17 protein-coding genes are annotated in these 18998 nt (G+C 28.5%); 10 read left to right on the forward strand and 7 right to left on the reverse strand.

What is annotated here, in order from left to right:
* Positions 1–1041, reverse strand: coding sequence for a sensor histidine kinase (locus tag ACKTTQ_RS04805; RefSeq protein ID WP_093869489.1), 1041 nt, complete (start codon positions 1039–1041; stop codon positions 1–3).
* A gap of 64 nt (positions 1042–1105) precedes the next feature.
* A complete protein-coding gene (locus ACKTTQ_RS04810) occupies positions 1106–1804 on the reverse strand; it encodes a response regulator transcription factor (RefSeq protein ID WP_113786326.1) in 699 nt (232 codons plus the stop codon).
* A 326-nt stretch (positions 1805–2130) separates the two neighbouring features.
* On the opposite strand from ACKTTQ_RS04810, the gene ACKTTQ_RS04815 reads away from it, so the two are divergent.
* On the forward strand, positions 2131–2847 hold the full coding sequence (locus tag ACKTTQ_RS04815) for a 3'-5' exonuclease (protein ID WP_408048541.1): 717 nt from the start codon (positions 2131–2133) through the stop codon (positions 2845–2847).
* Between the two features lie 3 nt (positions 2848–2850).
* Here the strand turns inward: ACKTTQ_RS04815 and ACKTTQ_RS04820 are convergent, their stop codons facing one another.
* The 5 genes from ACKTTQ_RS04820 to ACKTTQ_RS04840 are packed head-to-tail and all read right to left on the reverse strand — an operon-like array spanning position 2851 to position 6188.
* Entirely contained in the window at positions 2851–3249 is a 399-nt protein-coding gene (locus tag ACKTTQ_RS04820) for a hypothetical protein (protein ID WP_093869486.1), read from the reverse strand.
* Positions 3250–3259: 10 nt separating this feature from the next.
* Complete coding sequence (locus ACKTTQ_RS04825) at positions 3260–4579, reverse strand: outer membrane beta-barrel protein (protein WP_408048542.1); 1320 nt, start codon at positions 4577–4579, stop codon at positions 3260–3262.
* Positions 4580–5119 (reverse strand): RNA polymerase sigma factor, encoded by a 540-nt coding sequence (locus ACKTTQ_RS04830; protein ID WP_408048586.1) that lies wholly within the window; start codon positions 5117–5119, stop codon positions 4580–4582.
* 24 nt (positions 5120–5143) lie between these two features.
* Complete coding sequence (locus tag ACKTTQ_RS04835; protein ID WP_408048543.1) at positions 5144–5860, reverse strand: hypothetical protein; 717 nt, start codon at positions 5858–5860, stop codon at positions 5144–5146.
* Between the two features lie 13 nt (positions 5861–5873).
* Positions 5874–6188 (reverse strand): DUF4377 domain-containing protein, encoded by a 315-nt coding sequence (locus tag ACKTTQ_RS04840; RefSeq protein ID WP_093869482.1) that lies wholly within the window; start codon positions 6186–6188, stop codon positions 5874–5876.
* 71 nt (positions 6189–6259) lie between these two features.
* On the opposite strand from ACKTTQ_RS04840, the gene ACKTTQ_RS04845 reads away from it, so the two are divergent.
* The 9 genes from ACKTTQ_RS04845 to ACKTTQ_RS04885 all read left to right on the forward strand — a co-directional run bounded on the left by ACKTTQ_RS04845 (position 6260) and on the right by ACKTTQ_RS04885 (position 16303).
* Positions 6260–7234 (forward strand): LuxE/PaaK family acyltransferase, encoded by a 975-nt coding sequence (locus ACKTTQ_RS04845; protein ID WP_408048544.1) that lies wholly within the window; start codon positions 6260–6262, stop codon positions 7232–7234.
* Positions 7235–7303: 69 nt separating this feature from the next.
* Complete coding sequence (locus ACKTTQ_RS04850) at positions 7304–8068, forward strand: NYN domain-containing protein (protein WP_408048545.1); 765 nt, start codon at positions 7304–7306, stop codon at positions 8066–8068.
* A 65-nt stretch (positions 8069–8133) separates the two neighbouring features.
* Positions 8134–8589 (forward strand): YHS domain-containing (seleno)protein, encoded by a 456-nt coding sequence (locus tag ACKTTQ_RS04855; protein WP_093869479.1) that lies wholly within the window; start codon positions 8134–8136, stop codon positions 8587–8589.
* Positions 8590–8592: 3 nt separating this feature from the next.
* Complete coding sequence (locus tag ACKTTQ_RS04860; RefSeq protein WP_093869478.1) at positions 8593–9030, forward strand: YHS domain-containing (seleno)protein; 438 nt, start codon at positions 8593–8595, stop codon at positions 9028–9030.
* Positions 9031–9148: 118 nt separating this feature from the next.
* Positions 9149–10795 carry a glycerol-3-phosphate dehydrogenase/oxidase gene (locus tag ACKTTQ_RS04865; protein WP_093869477.1) on the forward strand — a complete coding sequence of 549 codons (1647 nt, stop codon included), beginning with the start codon at positions 9149–9151 and terminating at the stop codon, positions 10793–10795.
* Between the two features lie 465 nt (positions 10796–11260).
* A complete protein-coding gene (locus tag ACKTTQ_RS04870) occupies positions 11261–12670 on the forward strand; it encodes a sensor histidine kinase (RefSeq protein ID WP_408048546.1) in 1410 nt (469 codons plus the stop codon).
* An 826-nt stretch (positions 12671–13496) separates the two neighbouring features.
* The gene (locus ACKTTQ_RS04875; protein ID WP_408048547.1) at positions 13497–13640 is read left to right on the forward strand and encodes a hypothetical protein; all 144 of its coding nucleotides are present in this window, start codon (positions 13497–13499) and stop codon (positions 13638–13640) included.
* 139 nt (positions 13641–13779) lie between these two features.
* Positions 13780–15633, forward strand: coding sequence for a tetratricopeptide repeat-containing sensor histidine kinase (locus ACKTTQ_RS04880; protein WP_408048548.1), 1854 nt, complete (start codon positions 13780–13782; stop codon positions 15631–15633).
* Positions 15626–16303, forward strand: coding sequence for a response regulator (locus ACKTTQ_RS04885; RefSeq protein ID WP_113786338.1), 678 nt, complete (start codon positions 15626–15628; stop codon positions 16301–16303). Before ACKTTQ_RS04880 ends, ACKTTQ_RS04885 begins: the two co-directional genes overlap by 8 nt.
* The last annotated feature ends 2695 nt before the right edge of the window (positions 16304–18998 follow it).

Here is an 18998-nt window from a genome sequence, read left to right on the forward strand (position 1 = left end):
TCACATTGCTTTTTCTAAAGTAAAAGAAAACTCTGAGCCTTCACCATAATTACTTTTTAAAAGTATAGTTTCACCATGTGCTTCAATTATATGTTTAACAATTGATAACCCTAAACCTGAGCCACCTTGTTCTCTAGAACGGCTTTGATCAACTCTATAAAAACGTTCAAATAAACGTGATAAATGTTCTTGCTTAATTCCTTCACCGTCGTCAATAACTTTTATAATAAACTTGTTTGGATTATAACTTTCTATACTAACTGTTGTTACTCCACCTACTTTACCATATTTAATAGAGTTAACTACTAAATTAATTAACACTTGTTCAATACGTTCAACATCACCTTTTACAAAAAATGGAAACTCATATAGTTTATCAAACTTTAGTTTAATGTTACGTTTTTTTGCTTTCATTTCAAACAAATCAAAAACGTTTTGTATTAATTCTAAAATATTAAAAGGCTCAATATTCATTTTCATTCCCTCAGTTTCAAGCTTAGCAATCATATCTAAATCTTTAATAATAGAGGTTAATCTTTCTACTCCTTTATTAGCTCTTTCTAGGTATTTTGTTCTAATCTCTTGATCATCAGCAGCACCTTCTATTAAGGTTAAAATATATCCTTGAACGGTAAAAAGAGGTGTTTTTAATTCATGAGCTACATTTCCTAAAAAATCTCTTCTAAAAGAATCTCTTTGTGTTAAATGAGCAATTTCTTCACTTTTTCCTTCAACATATTCTTGTACAGTTTTTGTTAAAGCTTCGATATCTGTTGTAACTTTTTTTCGTTTTAAATCATTAATATCTAATACAGAAATATCTTCATATAATTTTTTTATTCTTTGATATATAAAATGCTCTGTTCTATATTGAATGATAAAAAAAGAGATTATAAAAAAAAGAATTCCAAAAATAATAATGGTAATACCACCTATGAAATTATAAAATAAAAGATAAGAAAGCGCAGCAAAAATTATTGAGAGTAGAGTTAAATATAGCGCTGACCAAAGGGCGTATTTATATGTTTTTTTTATTTTCATTTTTAGTATAAATAAAAGTAGATTGCTGAAAAGCAATCTACATAAATATTTTTATATGATTTTATTAGTTATCTAGTTCTTCTAAAACAAATTTATAACCAACACCTTTTACAGTTTTAAAATAATCATCACCAATTTTTTCACGTAGTTTTCTAATATGAACATCAATTGTTCTTCCACCTACAACAACCTCATTTCCCCAAACGCTATCTAAAATAACTTCTCTTTTGAATACTTTTCCAGGTTTTGAAGTTAATAAAGAGAATAGTTCAAATTCTTTTCTTGGTAATGAAATTTTAACATCACCTTTAAAAACAACATATTCATCTCTGTTAATAACAATATCTCCAATTTTAGTAGTTGTATCAGCTTTTTCTTCTGTTTTTAAACGACGAAGTAAAGACTTTACCTTACTAACCAATACCTTTGGTTTTACTGGTTTTGTAATATAATCATCAGCACCAGCATCAAAACCAGCAACTTGAGAATAATCTTCACCTCTAGCAGTTAAAAAGGAGATAATAACGTTTTCAAGAGACTTTATATTTCTAATTTTTTCACAGGCTTCTATACCATCCATTTCAGGCATCATAATATCTAATAATATTAGATGGGGATTTACTTTTTTTGCCGTTTTAACTGCTTCAGCACCATTGTTTGCGGTAAAAACTTGATATCCTTCAGATTTTAAGTTATAACCAACTATTTCTAAAATATCTGGTTCATCATCAACTAATAAAATCTTAATATCGCTAGTATTCATACATTAATTTTTAAGTAGTAATACCCAAAAGTAACGATAAAATAACAAATTGTCCATACTCCTAGTTAACTTAACATTGATTTAATGTTTTATAAACTTTAGAAAAAGTTACTAGTTAAAAATCAGAAACTTACCATTTTTATTGCTTGAATATTGTGTTGTTTCTACTTTTAAATATAGAATAATGAATTAAAGTCAATTTTTGTATATTTAAAAAAAATTGATTTTATGAAATGCATCACCACACTAAGAATGTTTACTGTAAAATGTAAACATAATTTTAAGTTATTCAACCCAAACTCTTTAATAATATTAAAAAGGAGGTTATGTTAAATAAGTTAGCGTTACAAAATGTATTATTTTTAGATATTGAAACAGTACCTCAATATGAAGGGTGGAATCAAGTATCTGAAAACGAACAAGAATTATATGCTTTAAAAACGAAGTATCAACGAAAGGAAGAGTTTTCTCCTGAAGATTTTTATGATAAAGCAGGTATATGGGCAGAATTTGGTAAAATAATTTGCATTTCAGTTGGGTACTTTATTATTAAAAATAATAAAAACCAACTAAGAGTTACTTCATTTTATGGAGATGATGAAACTATACTGTTGAAAGATTTTAAAAAATTATTAGATAAGCATTTTAACTTAAAAAAACATCTTTTGTGTGCTCATAATGGAAAAGAATTTGATTTTCCATATATAGCTAGACGAATGGTTGTGCACCAAATTCCATTACCAGATATGCTTAGCTTATTTGGAAAAAAACCATGGGAAGTTAACCATATTGACACACTGGAATTATGGAAATTTGGTGATTACAAACACTATACCTCTTTAAAATTATTAACACATATTTTAGGAATACCTTCACCAAAAGAAGATATTGACGGAAGCGAAGTTGCTAATGTGTATTATAAAGAGAAAAATTTAAAACGAATTGTTGAGTATTGTGAACGTGATACTATTGCAGTTGCCCAACTAATACTTCGTTTTTGTAATAAACCGTTATTAGACGATACAGCTATTGTAAAAGTTTAATATCTAATTAACAGGTATTGTTTTTTCTTCGAAAATATCATTACCATTATTGTCTTTACCTTTCCAGAATTTAAAAATATAATCTTCTTTTTGTTGAATTTGGATTGGTATTTTTAATTCTTTAGAGATAGTTTGCTGTGAACAATTTGCATTTAGCTTTTCTAAAGCTCTAATTGCAATAATTCTTGCATTCCCATCACTTTGATAGTATAAACTAAAAAAAGAGTGACAGCTGTTAGGTAAGGTATATTTTACCTTGATGGTATCTTTAGATTTATAGGTGAAACTTTGTGGAGTAAAAGATTCATCGATAGTTAATAATTTAACAACCTGGTTGTCTTCACTATCTAGAGAACATGCTGCAAGAGATAAAGCAAAACATAATAAAAGTAATTTTTTCATGACATAAATTTTAAAATTGATAACTAATTCCTGAGTATACACCAAGTGTGTATGGTTTAAATCCGTTTGAGTTTTTTGAAAAAGTGTTTAAGTGTATTTTAAACATTGGATTTACAACGAATTTTATTTTTTTATTAATTGAATATTCGAGATCGAGTCCTAAATTCCCACTAAAATTGAGTGTGTTTAAATTAGAAGCTTTCCCAATGGTTTGTGATATTCTTTCTGATGTTACTGAAACTTCATTTTGATTTAAAAATAATGAGCTAAAGCCAGTAACTATTTTGGTGTTAAATTTTGAAGTTTTTAAGACAGCGTACTTTAGTTCAATAGGAACTTCAATATAACTATATGTTTGGTTTAAAGATGCTTCACTAGTAACGATACTCGCGCTACTTAATGTGTTAACATCAGTTGTGTTATTAGATTGACTTAAAATAAGTAAGGGGCTAGATGTTAGTTCTACACTTTCTAAACCAGCTCCTCTTACATTTGCCATAACCGACAAGTTTTTATTTGTAAAACCAACTTTTTGTGTAAATAACCCTGATTGTATAGACCATTTATTATTTAGTTGATAGGCTACTCTTATACCATAAGAAATATTGTTATCACCTGTTAAACTAGCTGAGGTTAAACTTTTATCTAAAGCTGAGCTTTGCGTAAGAGAGTTAGCATGAGTTAACGCAAAAACAGGAGATACAGACCATTTATCCTTATTTGTTTTGATAGTTAACACACTATCTTTTTTACTTATTTCAGCAAGAAAGTCTTTTTTTGTAAACAGTTTTTTTAGAGTATCTTTTTTAACTACATTTTTTTCTTTTTTCTTTTTTTCAATAATAATCTTTTCCATAGCTCTTTTTTTACCCGATAAAACCCCTTCAACTATTTTACCAGATACTATCTTTTTACGTGCAATTAATTTGTTATTTGTAGCTCTTTTTTTTGATGAAACATTTATAGTTTTCTTTTCTGCTATTATTGTGTTTTTTTCTTTTATACTATTGTTACTATTCTCTGTTATTAAAGGTATATCAGTATCTATTTCTTTTTTATGATTATTAAAATCATCAGGAGTTTTAACAATGTTTTCAGTTGGGTTAATAACCGGTTCTAAAGGAATAGTACTTTTAAAAAAAGGATATAAAACAAAACCTAATATAAAAACAGCCGTAATACCACTATACAACCACCACATAGGTAAAACTCTTCGTTTTTTCTTTTTAAGCTTAGCCTCAATATCATCCCACATTTCAGGCTTAGGTGAAGCTTCAAATCCATTAAGCTTTTCTTCAAATAATCTGTCTATGTTCTTTCTATCATTCATTTATGCTTCCTGTTGCATTTTTTGATAAACTTCAATTTTTCTTTTTAATAATAATCTTGCTCTTGATAAATTTGACTTAGATGTTCCTTCAGAAATTTGTAGCATTTTGGCTATTTCTTTATGTGAAAATTTATCTAAAACGTATAGGTTGAATATCAGCCTATACCTGTCTGGTAATTTTTGAATTGTTTCTAATAAAAAAGAGACACTTATTATAGAATCATCGTATTCAACTTCTTCAATATCTTCTATAGATTCTTCTTTTACTATTTGTAAAGGAGATTTCTCTCTATATTTTTGAAGAGCAGTATTTATAGCTATACGTTTCATCCAACCTTCAAAAGAACCTATGTTATTATATTGTTTAATTTTTTTAAAAATAGTTAAAAAGCTATCTTGTAAAGTATCCTGTGCATCTTCATAATTTCTAGAATACTTTAAGCAAAGTCCAAAGAGCTTATCAGAAAAAAGTTGATAAACCTTTGCTTGTGCCTTAATATTTTGCTGGCAACATTGCGCTATGATTTCTTTTAAATTAATGTGCTAAATATTTTTTTAAAAATACTAATATTTTAACACTGCTACTCCATTATCACACTCTATATTAGTAGGTTTTGGAGGAATGTCGCAAGTAGAAACAATTCCCCACTTTTTATTATAAACATCTTCAGCTTTTGTGTAATTTTCTACCTTTTTTAAAAACCCTGAGACATCAATTTTTTTAGAATAAGCAATATAACCTTGTGGTCCCCCACAAGCTTTGCTTCCATAATTAGTATATGTCCAATCATTTGAATTTTCACAAGTTTTACTTGTAGCTATAGTATGAAATATGCTATACATTTTCAGTAATTCCTGATGTTCTTTTTCTCTTTCTGTTAAGGCAGTTTTTACAACTAACTCTTTCTCAGTTAAAGAAACAATTTCCCAATTAAAATTTCCAGAAAAATTATCTAATTGCACTTTTATTAATACTTTGTCAGCATTATAAGTACCTTTATCATCATAAAAAGTTAAAGGAGGAGTACCACAAAATCCTGAAGTTTTCTGTATAAAAATATTAGCATCATTAAATGCAACACCATACTCTTTTTCTGGTAATGATTTAACACGTTTAAAAGTTATTGTTTCTCCATTATGTTTAGCTTTAGCCCAAACACCTTTTAATAAATTATTAGAATCAAAAGGAATATCATTATTATTACACCCAATAAGTAATAAGCTAATAAAAGCAGTTAAAATACAAATAAAGGTTAGTAGTCTGTTCATTTTAGTTTTCATAATATTTTGTTTGTTAGCAAGGTAAGTTTTCAGAAAGTTTCTTTGTTTTTGTTAGTACTCTAACTAGGGAAAACGTTTTTTCTATATCATTTTCAGAAACTATTAATTCATATTCATAACCATCTTCATAAATAAAGCCTTTAATATCCCTATTATAAAGAGTCCAATCATTAAAGCTTTTTTCTTTAATTAAAATTCCTTTTTTTAAAGAATTTATGTTGTTGACTATTCTTTTAGATGCAATAGTTATTAACTTTTCTTTTTTTGGCTTTTTAGATATGGTTCTTGTAAAAAGCGAACTTATTTTGGTATAAATCATGGTTCCCATACGTTGTCTTTTATACAAGATGCAGAAAAACTTAAAAGGTTGCGTAGAATACTCTTATTTTTGTAAAAATTATGCGAAACAAGGTTTTTAATATACAGTCAGAAAAAGAGTTTAACGAAGTAGCGTTATCCGTTTTTAAGCATCAGTTTAAAAATAATAAGATATATCGTTCTTTTTGCGATTTATTATATATACATCCATCAGATGTTGATACTATTGATAAAATTCCATTTTTACCAATACAATTTTTTAAAGATAAGCAAGTAGTTTCATCAAATGACGAGGTTCAAGAAGTTTTTACAAGCTCAGGAACCACAGGGACTTCTACAAGTAAGCACCATGTAACAGATTTATCATGGTATGAAACTAGTTATTTAAAAGGTTTTAAACATTTTTATGGCAATATTCAAGAGTATGTTGTTTTAGCATTGCTTCCTAATTATTTAGAACGAAAAGGCTCTTCTTTAGTATATATGGTTGACGATTTAATTAAGCGTTCTGAAAATTCTGAAAGTGGTTTTTATTTGAATAATTTATCTGAATTGGCTGAAAAACTTATCAAATTAGATAAACAAGGTCAAAAAGTACTACTTATAGGAGTTTCTTTTGCTTTACTAGATTTAATTGAAAAATATCAATTCAATCTTCAAAATACCATAGTTATGGAAACTGGAGGAATGAAAGGTAGAAGAAAAGAATTAATACGTGAAGAGTTGCATCAAATATTAGGTAACGGATTTGGTGTTGAAAATATTCATTCTGAATATGGAATGACTGAATTATTAAGTCAAGGATATTCCAACGGTAAAGGAGTTTTTAATTGCCCTCCCTGGATGCGTCTATTGACTAGAGATACAGAAGATGCATTAACTATTTTACCAAAAGAAAAGTCAGGAGGAATTAACGTAATTGATTTAGCAAATTACAATTCTTGTTCATTTATAGCAACACAAGATTTAGGAAAAGTACATACTGATAATAGTTTTGAAATTATTGGTCGATTTGATAATTCTGATATACGAGGTTGTAATTTACTCGTATTATAATTTACTTGTTTTTTATCCTGTTTTTAAATATCTTTCCCTAGTAAAAAAAGCTTGTAAAAAGTTCATTATATGGATGTAAACTCAAATTTAGCAGTACTTATTGATGGTGATAATATTCCTTCAGCTTATGTAAAAGAAATGATGGAAGAAATTGCTAAATATGGTAATCCTACTATCAAAAGAATTTATGGAGATTGGACAAAGCCAAATTTATCAAAGTGGAAAAACTTATTACTAGAAAATGCGATAACACCTATTCAGCAATATGGGTATACTACTGGTAAAAATGCAACAGATTCAGCAATGATAATTGATGCAATGGATATTCTTTATTCTGAAAAAGTAAATGGTTTTTGTTTGGTATCAAGTGATAGTGATTTTACAAGATTAGCTACTAGGTTAAGAGAGGCTGGAATGCAAGTAATTGGTATAGGTGAAAAGAAAACCCCGAATCCGTTTATTGTAGCTTGTGATAGGTTTATTTATATAGAAATATTAAAAAGTAAAACTGCTATACAAAATATAGAAGCTGGTAAGGAAGAATCAACAAAATATAATGTTGATAAAATTACTAGAAAAGAAATTGAATTAATAAGCACAACGATAGCTGATGTATCTGATGATGATGGTTGGGCTTTTTTAGGTGATGTAGGTAGTTTATTGCAAAAGAAACAACCTAATTTTGATTCAAGAAATTTTGGTTTTGATAAGCTTACTCCTTTAATAAAGTCAATTGATAAATTTGAAATTGAACAAAGAGAAAGTCCAAAAGGAAGACACAAATTAATTTTTGTGAAAATCAAAGAAAAAAAAACAAGAAACAAACGTCGTTAAATAACTATTCTATAAATTTTAATTAAAAAATGTAAGTACTCTTACTTTTTATCGACTCTCTCTTTATGAAAAACATATATACTCTTCTAATAGTGATGTTTTCTGCATCACTTTTCGCACAAACAACAGATTATAATACTAAAAAGGGCTACATAGCTGAAGGTTATGATGTTGTTTCGTATTTTATAAATGCAAAACCTAAAAAAGGAAAATCAAAACATCAAACAACGTACGATGGAGTAAAGTTTAAATTCTCATCTGAAAAAAATAAAAATTTATTTGAAAAAAATCCAACTCAATATATTCCTCAATACGGAGGATATTGTGCATATGCTATAGCGGCAAAAAAAACAAAGATGTATATTGATGCTGAAGCTTATGAAGTTAGAGATGGTAAGTTGTACTTGTTTTACAGTTCTTGGTTATCTAATAAATTAGAAGATTGGCAAGAAGGTGATACTAAAAAACTACAATCAAAAGGAGATAAAAACTGGGAAGAAATAAAACACATTAACAAGTAGAGCATGAATAAATTAATCTACGTTTTATTTTTTGTAACATCTTTTGTTGGTGCACAAAACAATTACAATTTAAAAAAAGGAGCAGTAGCAAATGGGTACGATGTTGTTGCTTATTTTAATAATACTGCTTTGAAAGGAAGTAAAAAAATAACAGCAAAACACGATAATGTTACTTTTAGATTTTCTTCTGAAAAAAACTTAAAAGCTTTTAAAAAAGAGCCTCAAAAATACATTCCTCAATATGGTGGATACTGTGCTTATGCAATAGGTAAAAATGGAGAAAAAGTATCTATAAATCCTAAAACTTTTGAAATTAGAAATGGTAAATTATACCTTTTTTACAATTCATGGGGAACAAATACATTGAAGTTGTGGTTAAAAGAAAACCCAGAAGAACTTCAAAAGAAAGCTGACCAAAATTGGCAAAAAATTAATCAATAAATAATTATTGATTTTAGTCCGGGGGGACTATAAAAAGAGCTGAAAATTTTTCGGCTCTTTTTTTATAGCTTAACAACTCTTTTTTATTCTTATTTTTGTTGGAAAACACCTTTCTACTATGAACAATTTTTCGTTTTTTAACCGTACAAATATTCAACAAGAACTTGAAACCACAGAGTTTGATATGTTAATTATTGGTGGTGGAATTACAGGAGCTGGAATTGCTTTAGATGCAGCATCAAGAGGAATGAAAGTTGCTTTAGTAGAAAAAAATGATTTTGCTTCTGGAACAAGTAGTAAGTCAACTAAACTAATTCATGGTGGCTTACGATATTTAAAACAATTTGATTTCTGGCTAGTTAAAGAAGTAGGTACAGAGCGAGCAATAGTACATAAGCTAGCTCCTCATTTGGTAATTCCTGAGAAAATGATTTTACCACTTATTGAAGGAGGAACTTATGGATCATGGTTAACATCTATAGGGCTAAAAATATACGACGTATTAGCATCAGTTGAAGGTGATGATAAACGTAAAATGTTAGACAAAGAAGAGGCGCTTGAAAAAGAGCCATTATTGCCAGATAGTATTTTAAATGGTGCTGGGTTTTATGCAGAATATAGAACTGATGATGCTCGTTTAACGATTGAAATATTAAAAACTGCTAGTCAATATGACGCGCAAATTTTAAACTATGTGCAAGCTGATGAGTTTATTTATGAAAATAAACGTGTAGTTGGAGCTAAAGTTACTGATGTTTTAACTGATAAAAGTTTTAATATTAAAGCGAAGTATGTTGTAAATGCAGCAGGACCTTGGGTAGATGAACTACGTCAAATTAACAATTCAAAAATTGGAAAACGTTTACATTTAACTAAAGGAGTCCATTTAGTAGTAGCTCATGAAAAATTACCTGTAAAGCAATCGGTGTATTTTGATATTCCTGATGGACGAATGATGTTTGCTATTCCTAGAGGAAAAGTAACTTATTTTGGAACCACAGATACCAATTACCAACAAGATAAAGACAACGTAGAAACTAGTATTGTTGATGCACTCTATTTAATAGAAGCAGTAAATAATATGTTCCCAGATATAACACTTACATTAGAAGATATTCAGTCGTCATGGGCAGGTTTACGACCATTGATACATGAAGAAGGAAAATCAGCGTCAGAGTTATCTCGTAAAGATGAAATATTTGTGTCTGATACGAAGTTAATATCTATTGCTGGAGGTAAATTAACAGGGTATCGTAAAATGGCTGAACGTATTGTAGATATAGTAGCTAAAAAGATGACCCGTAGGTTTGAAAAAGAATTTGAACCCATACAAACAGAAGACCTTATTTTATCAGGAGGACCATTTTTAAATTACAAGTCTGTAAAAATTTACACGAATCAGGTATATAAACGTATAAAATCATTTGGTTTAACAGAGAAAGACGCTAGTTATTTAGTACATAACTATGGAAAACAAACCGATATTATTTTAGATAAATTTGATGAGTTAACTGAAGAAAACTCAGAAAAACAATTATTAAAAGCGGAGGTTTGGTTTACTATTCAGCATGAAATGACGTGTACACCAACCGACTTTTTTATGCGACGTACAGGACGCTTGTTTTTTGATAAACCAAGTGTTGATAATTATAAGCAATTTGTACTAGACGAGTTTATAAAACACTTTGAATGGAACTCTAAAACTTCTTCAAATCATTTACAAGAATTAGAAGATAAAATGGCGTTAGCAATTGGGTTTAAATAAACTCCTGTCAATGCGATAAGGCACGAAGAAGCAATCTTTCTAATAATAGTTGTTAATTATATTTTGAGTACAAGATGAACAGACTACTTCATTTCACTGCGTTTTATTCGTAGTGACGATTGTTAATGTCATTGCGAGGAAGTATGACGAAGCAATCTCTCGAATAATAGTAGCAATTATATTTTGAGTACAATATAAACAGGCTACTTCACACCATTACATTATGTTCGTAGTGACGGTTTTGAATGTCATTGCGAAGGAGGTTACGACTGAAGCAATCTCTCGAATTAGAGTTAGTGTTTAAATTTTGAACAGAGAATAAAGAGACTACTTCATTTCTCTACGTTTCATTCGTCATGACATTTCACTTTTTTAGAATGAAAGTTCCTAGAAAACTCTCTAACATGTTTAAACATAGATTAATTTAAAAAGCATTACTTTTAAACAAAAATTGTTATTTAAATTATGCGATTAGTCCTATGTGCTATGCTGTTTTCTGCTATGGCATTTTCTCAAGAATATCTATTCTCAAAACAAAAAGGTGAAAATAAACGTAACGAAGTTTGGGGTAACTTATGGTTAGATCAAGGAGTTTATTATCAAAATGATGATAGACATGAAAAAGCAATAAAATATTTTAAATATGGGTTAGCTACTAAAAATATTAAAATGAAAGCACCTCAAGTTTACGCTAACTTAATAGAAGGTATAGCTATCAGTAATTATGTTTTAGGTAAAAAAGAAGGTGTTATTAAAAAATATAATGAAGCGGTATACATAAAAGAAAGATTAAAAAACAATGAAGGTTTATGTTTTACGCACACAAATATTAGTCTGTACTATATTGATAAAAAGAACAAGAACTTAGCAAATAAACACGCTATTAAAGCTTTTGAATATGCGCTTAAAAGTAAAAATAAGGAACTTCAATTACAAAAATTAGAATTAATTCTAAATCAAAATATATATTCTAAATCAAAATATTATTTTAAAAAATACGTACAATTAAAAGATAGTTTAATTGATGTAACTAATAAATTACAAGAAAAAATTGCGAGATTTAATTACCAAACAGTTAAAAGGGAAAAAGAAAATACGCTCTTAAAGTCTGAAAATAATAGAAGTCAAGAAGAAATATCATATCAAAAGCAACAAAAAACAATTGGTTGGTTATTAACACTTATAAGTTTGTTGGGGCTAAGTATAGGTTCTTTGTTTTTTGTATTACGTAGAAGAAAATTAGTATACCAAACACAATTACAAAAAGCTGAGACTAGATATTTAGAAAGAGATAGAATTGCACAAGAATTGCACGATGGAGTTTTAAGTAAGCTTTTTGGAACTCGACTTAGTTTAGGTTTTTTAAAACTTCAAGGTGATATTGATGAGTTAAATAAACACCAATATCTTTTAAATGAGTTACAAAATGTAGAAAAAGAAATCAGAGAAGTTTCACATAAATTGAGCCATACTATAAGTCAATCAGATAATTTTAAACTATTAATTAAAGAGCTTTTTGAAGAGAAAAGTAAAATAGGAGGTTTTGAATATAGTGTAGATATTTCAACAGAGATTGATTGGAAAAAGATTGATGAAAAAGGAAAAATTAATATTCATCGAATTCTTCAAGAAGTGATACAAAATTGTATTAAACACGCAAAAGCAAATACTATAAAGCTAAAAATAGTTCAAGAAGGTGGCAATATGAACATAAAAATTGAAGATAATGGAGTTGGTTTTGATTCAGAAAAAGAAAATAAAGGAATTGGATTGAAGAATATAAACTCAAGAATAAAAAAATTAAAAGGAGTTATTAAAGTAAACTCTAAATTAGGAGAAGGAACTACTATTGAAATTGAACTTCCAATAAAATAATAAACAAGCTGTCATTGCGAGAAAGTACGACGAAGTAATCTCTCTAATAAGAGTTAACAATTATATTTTGAGTACAAAACAAACAGACTACTTCACTCCATTGCATTATGTTCGCAGTGACGATTTAGATTGTCATTGCGAAGGAGGTTACGACTGAAGCAATCTCTCCAATAAGAGTTAACAATTATATTTTGAGTACAAGATAAACAGACTACTTCATTCCACTGCGTTTCATTCGTAGTGACGATTTTGACTGTCATTACGAGGAAGTTACAACTGAAGTAATCTCTCTAATAAGAGTTAACAATTATATTTTGAGTACAAGATGAACAGATTACTTCACGCCATTGCATTTCATTCGTATTGACGATTATTAATGTCATTACGAGGAGGTATGACGAAGCAATCTCTCCAATAAGAGTTGGCAGTTATATTTTGAGTACAAGATGAACAGACTACTTCATTTCACTGCGTTTCATTCTTAGTGACGATTGTTAATGTCATTGTGAAGGAGGTAACGACTGAAGCAATCTTTCTAATAAGAGTTAGCAATTATATTTTGAGTACAAGATGAACAGACAACTTCACTCCATTGTATTACGTTCACAGTGAAGATTTTTCGCTATAACTTCAAGTAAGTAACTACTATAGAAATCCCTTTAATTTCCTAGCTGATTATACCTTTTTTATAAAAACTCATGACATTTTAGTCATTTATCAAAAAACTTTCCTGTTAAAAAGCTAAAAAACTCTTAAAACCTTTTGTTTTAAAGGATAAAATACTATTTTTAAAAAACGTAAATTTAAACATTAAACAAAAGGGAAGATGAAAAACAATTACACTTTAGAAGAGCAAGCAATACAATTTGGAGGAGGAGCAACGACTTTAGATAGCAATGGAGGTGGAAGTACTGATACTGATACAGGTGGAGGAAGTGGTACTACTGGAGATGGAGATGGAGGAAACTAAACTCTGATAATAATATCAATTAAAATTAAAAGGTTGTTCTGTATTGTATAGAGAACAACCTTTTTAAATATAAATACTTATTTTACTAAGATAGTTTTGTAAAAAAAATATTACTTTTAGGAACTTTTATAAATAAAGTATGCGTCTCTTCTTTTTATTTCTTTTTATTTCTACCATGGTTGTTTCTCAAAAAGAGAAAGATAGTCTTTTATATAATAAACAAAGAAAGACCATTATTGATATCGGAATTAAAGCTTATAGAGCCAAGGATACTTTTATTTTAAAAAAATCTACGAAACAACTTTTCAATTTTTATAAAAGGCATAAAGATTCTATAGTATTAGCTAAGTATTATCATTTTAAGGCCTTATATCAAAAAATTGTTTATACAAATGATAGTGCTTTTTACTATTATCACAAATCTAAAAATATTTCAAAACTATTGAAAGACTCTATAGCAGTTGGTGGTAGATTATTAGGTATATCAGGATTACAAAGAGGGGCAAAGGATTTTTTAGGAAGTGAAATAAGTTCTATAGAAGCTTTAGAATATTTAGAACCTATAAAAGCGTATAATTTTTTAGAAAGTATATATAATAGTTTAGGGTTAGCTTCTGAAGAATTGAATCAAAAAAAGGAAGCTATAAAATATTATAATAAAGCATATGAGGTAAGTAAACTAAATAAAGATTCACTAATAAAAGAAAAAGGGTATTTACGTGTTTTTAATAATTTAGGATTATTATATCAAAAGCAAGATCAACATAAAAAAGCAATAGAGTATTTTAAAGAAGGCTTAGATTTTGATAGTATTAAAATTAAGTACCCTGAGCAATATGTGTTTTTATTAGAAAATTTAGCATACAGTAATTTTTCTTTAGATAAACAAAAAAATGTATTGAGCCAGTATGAAGAGGTTTTAAAAATAAGAGATAGTTTAAAAGATTATAGAGAGTTAAGTACAACTCACATAAATATCTGTTTGTATTATAAAAAGAAAAAAAACTTCAAACAAGCACGTTTTCATGCAAATAAGGCACTAAAATATGCAAAAGAAACTCACAATAATGAACGTTGGTTAGATGCTTTAGAAGAACTTTCTCAATTAAGTACTGGAAAAAAAGCTACAGAATATTTAGAAGAGCATATAGAGTTAAATGATAGTTTGGTACAAAAAGAACGTACGCAGAAAAACCAATTTGCTAAAATTAGGTATGAAACAACCAAAAAAGAAAAAGAAAATAGTTTTTTAAAAATAGAAAATGATAAAAAACAAACAGAAATAGTTCGTCATAAACAACAAAAAGTTATTGGTTGGCTGGTGGCAGTTGCTGGTTTTTTAAGTTTGGGTTTAAGTATTTTATTTTTTGTGTTAAGACGTAGAAAATTAATTTACCAAGCACAGTTACAAAAAGCACAAGCACGTGAGCAAGAGCGTAAACAAATTGCAAAATCATTGCATGATGAGGTAGCAGGAGATTTACGTTTACTACATAGAAAATTAGAAAAATCACAGTTGTTTGAAGAGGCTCAAAAGCTTGATGCGGTTAAAGAAAATGTACGTCAACTATCACATCAATTAAGTAGTGTGAGCTTTAAAAAAGTTGGCTTTAAAGACCAAATAATAAACTTAATTTCTGATTATTTTGAACTTACTTTTAAAATAACAGTAAAAGGGTTGCATGAGCAAGATTGGTCGCAAGTTAATAGTGCAATAAAAAGATTATTGTATTTAAGTATTAGAGAAAGCATACAGAATAGTAAAAAACATGCCAAGGCAACAAAATTTACGATCGCTTTTTCAATACATAAAAAAAATGTATTTTTGGATGTTACTGACAACGGTATAGGTTTTGATACCTCTGTTAGTAAAAAAGGGATCGGTTTACATAATTTACAAGAAAGAGTTGAAGAGTTAAATGGAACACTATCAATTACTAGTACTGTAGGGGCTGGAACCGAAACACACATTCAAATACCTTTAAATGTCTGAAAAAATTAAAATACTTTTTGTTGATGATCATCAACTAATTATAGAAGGAATTCTTTCCTATCTAAAAGATATTGATGGTCTAGAAATTACAAGTACCAATTCTTGTGATGAAGCATTTAACTTAGTAAAATCTCACTTAAATACTGATCCGTATCAAATACTTTTTACTGACTTAAGTTTTGATAATGCCAGTGATAACTCAAATATTGATGGTGGTGAAAACTTAATTAAAGCACTTCAAAAAGAAAATGTACCTATAAAAATAGGAGTAATAACTGGGCACTCTGAAACAAATAGAGTTTATAATGTAGTGCGTAACTTAAACCCGTTAGCTTATATTTTAAAAGGAAAATGTAATACTACCGAATTGAATTTCGCAATCCAAAAAATGTTAGCAGATCAGGTGTATTATACCCATGAAATTCATGAGAAATTATTAAAAAGAGCATTGATTGAAATTCAAATGGATGATGTTGCTGTTCAAATTTTAAAAGAATTACCAAAGCATTCAAAAATATCTAATATGGAAGGTATTATCACTAAAAGTGATGGAAACCTTGTTAAAATTAGAGCTATAGAAAGTAAGTTAGCCAAGCTACGTACAGATTTAGATGCAAATAATAATACAGATTTAGTATTGAAAGCTAAGGAGTTAGGGATACTTGACTAATCCTTTGCGGAAAATCACACTATTTACTGCGGAAATCCCCTTTTGTAACTTTTAAGTAAAAGATACCTTTGTAATAGAATTAACACTGTAAGGGAGAAATTCTAGAAAAGAAGAGAAAAGATCAAAAACCTTTTAGCATATTAGTTAAAAGGTTTTTTGTGTTAAAATACTTTCCTTAATAATTAAATATTCCTTTTAAAATACTACAAGGAATAAGTTTTCATAGTATAAGAATAAATTCTTTAATGTTTAACTAATTGATTTAAAAAATGTTAAATATTTTTTTTACGGAAAACTACATTTTTTTCTGCGGAAATCCCCTTTTTTAAAAAGTAAATGAAAACTACATTTGTTGCATCACTCATTTAATGAGCGGATATTTTAAGGGGAAAAACAAAACCTTCTAGTTTCTCATACTACTAGAAGGTTTTTTTATGCAGTAAATTTAAGGTAACGGAAAGTTACATTTTAAAGTGCGGGAAACCCCTTTTGTACACTTGAATTTCAATATACATTTGCAGTGTTGTTTTATTAAACACAAAAATAAAGGGAAATTCAAAGTAGTATATAATGGGGAAAATATTCGTAAAAAAAGCAAACAATGTAATGGTTAATTTATTAATAGGATTAGCCGAGTTAGGAAAAGGAGCGAGCTACGCACTTAAGCATTAAAAAATATTCAATAATAAATAAAAACCTCCTAGAACTTTATCTAGGAGGTTTTTTTATGGGTAAAAACAAACTACGGAAAATTACATGTTTTTCTGCGGAATTCCCCTTTTATGAGTTTTTATTGCGAGGTACATTTGCCATGTCACTCATTTGTTATGAGTAGATAAATTAAGGGGAAAAAGAAACCTTCTGACTTAGCTGTCTAGAAGGTTTTGTTTTTAGTAGAAGTACATTATAACATTAAGGAGAATTACTTTTTTAATATATAACTAATTGATTTAAAAAACGTTAAATATGTATTTTGCGGAAAACTACATTTTTTTCTGCGGATATCCCCTTTTTTAAAAAGTAAATGAAAACTACATTTGTTGCATCACTCATTTAATGAGTGGATATTTTAAGGGGAAAAACAAAACCTTCTAGTTTCTCATACTACTAGAAGGTTTTTTTATGCAGTAAATTTAAGGTAACGGAAAGCTACATATTAAAGTGCGGGAAACCCCTTTTATACACTTGTATTTCAATATACATTTGCAGTGTTGTTTAATTAAACACAAAAATAAAGGGAAATTCAAAGTAGTATATAATGGGGAAAATATTCGTAAAAAAAGCAAGCAATGCAATGGTAACTTTATTAACAGGATTAGCCGAGTTAGGAAAAGGAGCCAGCTACGCACTTAAGCATTAAATATATATTCAATAAAAAATATAAAACCTCTTAGAACTTTATCTAGGAGGTTTTTTTATGGGTAAAAAAGAACTACGGAAAATTACATTTCTAGATGCGGAAATCCCCTTTTAGGAGTTTTTATTGCGAGGTACATTTGCCGTGTCACTCATTTATTATGAGTAGATAATTTAAGGGGAAAAAGAAACCTTCTGACTTAGTTGTCTAGAAGGTTTTGTTTTTAGTAGCTGTATGTAATAATGGAAGAAGTTAAGTTTGTTATGTATTATAAAAACTTGATTTAAAATCAATTAAGGATTTGTTTTGCGGAAAACCGCATTTTTTTCTGCGGAAAACCCCTTTATAAACTTGTTAACCAGTACTATATTTGTTGCATCACTCATTTTTATGAGCGGATATTTAAGGGGAAAACAAACCTTCTGGCACAGCTGTCTAGAAGGTTTTGTCATTTTATAGATATAGAATAAAGAGAATAATATTAGCTACGGAAAGCTACATTTTTAGATGCGGACATCCCCTTTTCTGGCACTGAATTTGCAAGTACATTTGCCATGTCACTCATTATTATGAGCAGATGATTTAAGGGGAAAACAAACCTTCTGGATAAAGTTCTAAGAGGTTTTGTCTTTTATATATAATAGATTACATCTAAAGACTATGAATTATACAAGGCAGTTTTTTTATTTGAAGGTTAATGAAAATGTAAGTTACGGAAAATCACGTTTTTATGCACGGATATCCCCTTTTAGATATTGATAATCAGGTATATATTTGTAGTGTTGTTTATTTAAACACAAAAAACAAGGGAAATTAAAAAATTTAGAAAAATGGGAAAAATGTTACTTAAAAAAGCAAATGAAGTATTAGTTAATTTATTAGAAAGTTTAGCCGATTTAGGAAAAGGAGCGAGCTACGCACTTAAACACTAAAATTAAATTAATATTCATTGTAAAACCTCCTAGAAGAACTCTAGGAGGTTTTATTTTATATAAAAAATAACAGTTACGGAAAGTTACATTTTTAGATGCGGACATCCCCTTTTCTGGCACTGAATTTGCAAGTAAATTTGCCATGTCACTCATTATTATGAGCAGATGATTTAAGGGGAAAACAAACCTTCTAGATAAAGTTCTAGGAGGTTTTGTCTTTTATATATAATAGATTACATCTAAAGACTATGAATTATGCAAGGCAGTTTTTTTATTTGAAGGTTAATGAAAATGTAAGTTACGGAAAATTACGTTTTTATGCACGGATATCCCCTTTTAGATATTGATAATCAGGTATATATTTGTAGTGTTGTTTATTTAAACACAAAAAACAAGGGAAATTAAA

The organism is Tenacibaculum halocynthiae (assembly GCF_964512825.1).
In the GTDB taxonomy this organism is placed as follows: Bacteria; Bacteroidota; Bacteroidia; order Flavobacteriales; family Flavobacteriaceae; genus Polaribacter; species Polaribacter halocynthiae.

What these genes read in the sequence shown, in the direction of transcription:
- ACKTTQ_RS04835 (WP_408048543.1), bottom strand. Translation starts at nt 5,860, where the DNA reads ATGAAAACTAAAATGAACAGACTACTAACCTTTATTTGTATTTTAACT.
- ACKTTQ_RS04815 (WP_408048541.1), top strand. Translation starts at nt 2,131, where the DNA reads ATGTTAAATAAGTTAGCGTTACAAAATGTATTATTTTTAGATATTGAA.
- ACKTTQ_RS04885 (WP_113786338.1), top strand. Translation starts at nt 15,626, where the DNA reads ATGTCTGAAAAAATTAAAATACTTTTTGTTGATGATCATCAACTAATT.
- ACKTTQ_RS04810 (WP_113786326.1), bottom strand. Translation starts at nt 1,804, where the DNA reads ATGAATACTAGCGATATTAAGATTTTATTAGTTGATGATGAACCAGAT.
- ACKTTQ_RS04865 (WP_093869477.1), top strand. Translation starts at nt 9,149, where the DNA reads ATGAACAATTTTTCGTTTTTTAACCGTACAAATATTCAACAAGAACTT.
- ACKTTQ_RS04840 (WP_093869482.1), bottom strand. Translation starts at nt 6,188, where the DNA reads ATGGGAACCATGATTTATACCAAAATAAGTTCGCTTTTTACAAGAACC.
- ACKTTQ_RS04845 (WP_408048544.1), top strand. Translation starts at nt 6,260, where the DNA reads ATGCGAAACAAGGTTTTTAATATACAGTCAGAAAAAGAGTTTAACGAA.
- ACKTTQ_RS04870 (WP_408048546.1), top strand. Translation starts at nt 11,261, where the DNA reads ATGCGATTAGTCCTATGTGCTATGCTGTTTTCTGCTATGGCATTTTCT.
- ACKTTQ_RS04825 (WP_408048542.1), bottom strand. Translation starts at nt 4,579, where the DNA reads ATGAATGATAGAAAGAACATAGACAGATTATTTGAAGAAAAGCTTAAT.
- ACKTTQ_RS04875 (WP_408048547.1), top strand. Translation starts at nt 13,497, where the DNA reads ATGAAAAACAATTACACTTTAGAAGAGCAAGCAATACAATTTGGAGGA.
- ACKTTQ_RS04880 (WP_408048548.1), top strand. Translation starts at nt 13,780, where the DNA reads ATGCGTCTCTTCTTTTTATTTCTTTTTATTTCTACCATGGTTGTTTCT.
- ACKTTQ_RS04850 (WP_408048545.1), top strand. Translation starts at nt 7,304, where the DNA reads ATGGATGTAAACTCAAATTTAGCAGTACTTATTGATGGTGATAATATT.
- ACKTTQ_RS04820 (WP_093869486.1), bottom strand. Translation starts at nt 3,249, where the DNA reads ATGAAAAAATTACTTTTATTATGTTTTGCTTTATCTCTTGCAGCATGT.
- ACKTTQ_RS04805 (WP_093869489.1), bottom strand. Translation starts at nt 1,041, where the DNA reads ATGAAAATAAAAAAAACATATAAATACGCCCTTTGGTCAGCGCTATAT.
- ACKTTQ_RS04855 (WP_093869479.1), top strand. Translation starts at nt 8,134, where the DNA reads ATGAAAAACATATATACTCTTCTAATAGTGATGTTTTCTGCATCACTT.
- ACKTTQ_RS04860 (WP_093869478.1), top strand. Translation starts at nt 8,593, where the DNA reads ATGAATAAATTAATCTACGTTTTATTTTTTGTAACATCTTTTGTTGGT.